The organism is Nocardioides sp. CPCC 206348 (genome assembly GCF_048654705.1).
In the GTDB taxonomy this organism is placed as follows: domain Bacteria; phylum Actinomycetota; class Actinomycetes; order Propionibacteriales; family Nocardioidaceae; genus Nocardioides.
Window position 1 is genome coordinate 10,854 of record NZ_JBMCZA010000200.1, and the last position, 462, is coordinate 11,315.

1 protein-coding gene is annotated in these 462 nt (G+C 69.5%); it reads right to left on the reverse strand.

What is annotated here, in order from left to right; genetic code table 11:
- Window positions 1-462 (reverse strand): DUF3375 family protein (locus ACOADB_RS19390; protein WP_378602188.1); only part of this gene is annotated, 462 nt, incomplete at its 3' end.

The window sequence follows — 462 nt, forward strand, 5'->3', positions numbered from 1 at the left end:
GACGGGCCGGCGCAGCGAAGGTTCGAGCCCGTCGAACAGTTCACCCAACGAGCCAGCAGGCAACAACGCACTGAGCGCATCCGACAACCGGTCCCGCAGGGTCGACAGCTGTGGCCCACCCTGCGCCATCAGCTCGGACAGCAACACAGAAGGCGCGTCATCGGGATCAGCAACACCGATCCGCTCCGGCAGTACGTCGTCCGCCGGGTCATAGAACCGCTCCCGGAGGTGGTCCAGGTTGGTGCGCAACGGCAAGAGCGAGACGTCGTGGGTGGCCCGCGGGCCGGTGGTCGCCATCCACCCCATCAGCTCGGACTCGACCTGCCGCAGGGTCTGCTCGAGCTCGCGGTCGCGCGCGGCATCGTGGGACACGATGTACTCCCGCAGCGTCGCGGTCACCCGCGACCGCTGGGCGAGCACCCGGTCGAGTCCGTCCCGCACCAGGCGAACGGTGCCGCGCAG